The sequence below is a fragment of the Marinobacter sp. genome (genome assembly GCF_033722195.1).
GTDB lineage: Bacteria > Pseudomonadota > Gammaproteobacteria > Pseudomonadales > Oleiphilaceae > Marinobacter.
In genome coordinates, this window is sequence record NZ_JAWVZL010000157.1 from 1 (window position 1) to 4164 (window position 4164).

The following is a 4164-nucleotide window of genomic DNA, read 5'->3' on the forward strand; positions in this document are numbered from 1 at the left end:
ATCGCCTACGGCGCCATCCAGGTGCCCAGTGACGGTCAGCCCATCGTACTGATGCGGGACCGGCAAACCATCGGCGGCTACCCCAAGATCGGCTGCATCAGCGCCCTGGACGCCGGTGAGCTGGCCCAGCGTGGCCCCGGCTCAGCCGTTCGGTTTTACCTGTCCGACGTTGGAACGGCGGAGGCCCGGCAGGCGATTTTCCGGCACCGGCTCAGCATCTGGCAGGACCCGGCTGTGCGATGAGGGGGCCGATGGGCCCAGCCCTGACGGCACCTGGCTAGTGGCCTGCGGCTCTGGCATTACCGGTTCTCTGGTTCAGGTACCAGTCCCGGAACTGCTCCGGGCCGAGAGGTCTGGAGATTGAGAAGCTCTGGGCCTCGTCGCAGCCCAGCTCGGCAAGCGTCTCTCCCATTGAGGCCGGCTCGAAGCCTTCGGACACGGTCTGGTAACCCATGCCATGGGCCAGGTCGATGATGGCCTTGAGCATCATGATCTGGGCGTCACGCCGTTTGCTGCCCTCTGCCGAGCTGAACACCCGATCGATTTTCAGCACATCCGCCGGCACATTCACCAGGTAGGCCAGGTTGCTGTAGCCGGTGCCAAAGTCATCAATAGCGAGGCGCACACCGGCGTTGGACAACGCTCTGAGCTGCCTTCTCACCACCCGGCTGTTGCCCATCAACGCGGTTTCGGTCAGTTCCAGCTCAATAGCGCTGGCGGGCAGATTGCACCGACGCAGCCGTTTGACCACTTCATTGGTAAAAGCGGTCTCCCGGAAATTTGAAGCCATGACGTTGGCGGATATCCGCAATGCCATGCCCTGCTCGGCCCAGGCCGCAGCCTGGCCAATAGCGGCATCCAGAACCCAGCGGGTCAGGTGCCTGGCCATGGGGGTGCCCTCGATCAGCGGAATGAACTCCGCGGGTGCGACGGCACCCAGCTCCGGGTGGTCCCAGCGCAGCAGCGCCTCGGCACCGACACACTCGCCGGTGGCCAGGGCAACCCGCGGCTGGAACACCAGCCGCAACTGCTCGTTGCCATCCTGGAGCAGCCGGTGCATATCATTGAGCAACCGGTAATGACGTTGCTGCTCCCGGTCCATCGCTGGCGAAAAGGTGGCTACTGGAGACTCTGACTGCCGCGCATTTTGACTCGCGCTCTGGGCGTGACGAATGATATCGTCAGCGTGCACCTGACCCGGTGAAAAAGCGGTGATGCCGAATCGCGGCCGGACGATAATGGCCAGATTGCTCCCCAGCGACACCCGACTCAACTGGTGGTTCAACTGCTTTGCCTCCGCCTTGCCCTGGCTCTCGTTTTCTGTTTTCTGCAGAAACAGATACTGGCAGACGCCCACACTGTAGAGCTTTCGGTCGTCACCGATCAATCTGTCCAGCTGCCGCGCCCCTTCCCGGGCAAATTGGTCGAGCTGGCTGTGGCCCAGGACCCGGGCCACCGTATCCAGCTGCATCAGGCTGCCCAACTCGATAAAAAAGGCATTGTACTGGCCGTCGGGGTGATCCCGTGCCAGATCTTCCAGATCTTCGGCGAACTGACTACGATTGGGCAACAAAGTGATGGGATCGATACGACCCAGGGCATGCCCCAGTTCGATCTGCGCCATGACCATGGCGCTGAGATCCAGCAGGCTGTCCAGCTCCTGGCGGGAGGCTGTACGGGGCTCCGGTCCCAGCACGCAGAGAGTGCCCAGGGTATAGCCGTCCCGCGTCTTCAGGGGCGCGCCGGCGTAGAATCGCATGCCCAACTCGGCCTGCGGGCTGGCGCGGTAGAAATCCGAGGCCAGAAAGTCCTCGATCACCACCAACTCTTGCTGGGCGGATACGTCACTGCAGGGAGATCGATGGCGAGGCACTTCGGTCAAATCCGTACCGATGCGGGACTTGAACCATTGGCGGTTCTCGTCGGTCAGTGAAACCGCGGCCAGAGGCAGATCAAAAAAACGGGCGGCCATCCGGGTGATACGGTCAAACGCCTCACTGGGCGGCGTATCCAGAATGTTCAACTGCTTGAGGGTATAAAGCCGTTGACGTTCGTAGTCCGACATGCCGCATCCTTAAGGTGAATTCTGTTTGCGTGATTGAGTTATCTCAGCCTAGTCAGCGCCGAAACCCGCGTCCAGATTATGGCCGGACCGAGGCCACCTCGGACAGGGTCAGCCGCCGCCAGTGGCCGGGTGCCAGGGAATCATCCAGGGCAATGGCGTCCATACGTTCCCGGTGCAGGGCCGTCACCTGGTTTCCCACTGCGGCAAACATCCGCTTGATCTGGTGATGCCTTCCCTCATAGATGGTCACTCGGGCCTCGTGGCTGCCCAGCCGCTCTATCTGCGCCGGGCTGGTGGTGAGGCCCTCCCGGGCCAGGTAAATGCCCTGGCGAAAGCGCTCCGCCGCCGCCAGGCTGAGCGGCTCCAGTGTGCGTATGCGGTAGACCTTGGGCTTCTTTGCGCCCGGTTCGGTAAGCCTACGGGACCACCGGCCATCGCTGGTGAGCAGCAACAGCCCGGTGCTGGCCCGGTCCAGCCGGCCGGCGATGTGCAGCGCGGCCCGCAGCTCGGCCGGCACCAGCTCCATGACGGTGGGGTGGACGGGGTCAATGGTGGCGCTGAGATAGCCTCCGGGTTTGTTCAGCATCAGGTAGTGCCGGGGCCGGTCCTGAAGGCAGAGGCCATCGATCGTGACCTGCGAGAACTTGTCGACGGCATGGCCGGGGGCAAGCGCAATGGCCCCATCAACCCCCACCCGACCCGCCATGATCAGGTCACGGGTTGAACTCTGGCTGCGGCCGGAGAGTTTGCAGATGAGCCGATCAAGCCGCATGAATCAGGCACCTCAGAAAAAATGTTCCGACTGCTTGTTGAGCAGAGCTCCGATCCAATCACCGGTCCCGCCATTGCGGTGACCGCTTGTCCAGAAACGCACAGATGCCTTCCTCCGCATCCTGAGCGCCGAGATTGGTGACCATGACCTCGGAGGTATACTCGTAAGCCTCCGCCAGTCCCATTTCCAGCTGCCGGTAAAAGGCCTGCTTGCCAATTTTTAGGGTATGGCTGGACTTGGCGGCGATGGTTGAGGCGAGCTCGTGAATGCTCCGGTCAAGGTCGTCCTCCGCAACCACACGGTTGACCAGGCCGATCCGCTCGGCCCGGTCAGCGCTGATCATCTCGCCGGTCAGCAGCATCTCCATGGCGTGCTTGCGGGACACATTGCGGGACAACGCCACCATGGGCGTGGAGCAGAACAACCCGATGTTGACCCCGGGCGTGGCAAAGCGGGCGGATTCGGAAGCCACCGCCAGGTCACAGCTGGCGATGAGTTGGCAGCCGGCGGCGGTAGCCACGCCGGCGGCCCTCGCAATCACCGGCTGTGGCAGATCAACAATCTGCTGCATGACCCTGCTGCAGAGCGTAAACAGCTCCTGCAATGCCGCTTTCTGGTCCAGTTCGCCCTGTATTTCCCGCAGGTCGTGGCCGGCGCAGAACACCTTGCCCTTCGCCGCCAGCACCACCACGCGGGTGTCGGGGTCCTTGGCAACCCGTGCCAGCATGCCGGACAGGGATTCCAGCATGGCCAGGGACAGGCTGTTGCGACGCTCAGGCCGATTGAGCGTGAGGTGAGTGATACCATCCTGGCTGGTTTGCAGAACCTGAGGTTCGGATATATCCGTCTTGGCTTCGTTCATCTGGGGCCTCCGGCCTCGGCGTTTGCTGTAGCAGATCGGGAGCGAGTCGGTACGATTCATCAAGGCAAATCGGGACCGGCAACAATGTTATCTTTGACCAATCGAGAGATCACTACAACGAGACCTGATTACATGGCTGAAGAAACGCCCCGACAAACTCCACTGCAAACTTTGCTGAACACCCTGCCCCAAAGCGGCCGAGTGGAATGGATTGGTGTTCGCCCCGCCCGCGGCGAGGCCATGCAGGCACTCACCAGCGTCGCCGTGACACCTGGCCAGGGCCTGGAGGGCGACCGCTTCAAAGGCCGCGAGACCAGCAAACGGCAGGTCACCCTGATCCAGCAGGAGCACATCGATACCATCGCCTCCTGCCTGCACAGGGACGCCATCGGGCCGGAGGTTTTCCGGCGCAACATCGTGGTCTCGGGCCTGAACCTGCTGGCTCTGAAAGGCAAGACCTTCCGG

At 62.4% G+C, this 4164-nt stretch carries 4 protein-coding genes and 1 pseudogene; 2 read left to right on the forward strand and 3 right to left on the reverse strand.

The features are described from left to right. Positions 1–243: pseudogene (locus R3280_RS16085) on the forward strand (allophanate hydrolase); the annotation flags it as partial. Positions 244–277: 34 nt separating this feature from the next. Here the strand turns inward: R3280_RS16085 and R3280_RS16090 are convergent. The 3 genes from R3280_RS16090 to R3280_RS16100 form a co-directional block, all read right to left on the reverse strand. After that, positions 278–2065 carry a sensor domain-containing phosphodiesterase gene (locus R3280_RS16090; protein ID WP_318999625.1) on the reverse strand — a complete coding sequence of 596 codons (1788 nt, stop codon included), beginning with the start codon at positions 2063–2065 and terminating at the stop codon, positions 278–280. 76 nt (positions 2066–2141) lie between these two features. Next, positions 2142–2837, reverse strand: coding sequence for a pseudouridine synthase (locus tag R3280_RS16095; protein WP_318999626.1), 696 nt, complete (start codon positions 2835–2837; stop codon positions 2142–2144). Positions 2838–2895: 58 nt separating this feature from the next. Beyond that, positions 2896–3699 (reverse strand): enoyl-CoA hydratase, encoded by an 804-nt coding sequence (locus R3280_RS16100; RefSeq protein WP_318999627.1) that lies wholly within the window; start codon positions 3697–3699, stop codon positions 2896–2898. Positions 3700–3939: 240 nt separating this feature from the next. Here R3280_RS16100 and R3280_RS16105 point away from each other — a divergent pair. After that, positions 3940–4164: MOSC domain-containing protein (locus tag R3280_RS16105; RefSeq protein ID WP_318999628.1), on the forward strand; the 225-nt coding region annotated here is incomplete at its 3' end.

Coding starts and splice junctions, on each gene's coding strand:
- R3280_RS16095 (WP_318999626.1), bottom strand. CDS start 2,837: ATGCGGCTTGATCGGCTCATCTGCAAACTCTCCGGCCGCAGCCAGAGT.
- R3280_RS16090 (WP_318999625.1), bottom strand. CDS start 2,065: ATGTCGGACTACGAACGTCAACGGCTTTATACCCTCAAGCAGTTGAAC.
- R3280_RS16100 (WP_318999627.1), bottom strand. CDS start 3,699: ATGAACGAAGCCAAGACGGATATATCCGAACCTCAGGTTCTGCAAACC.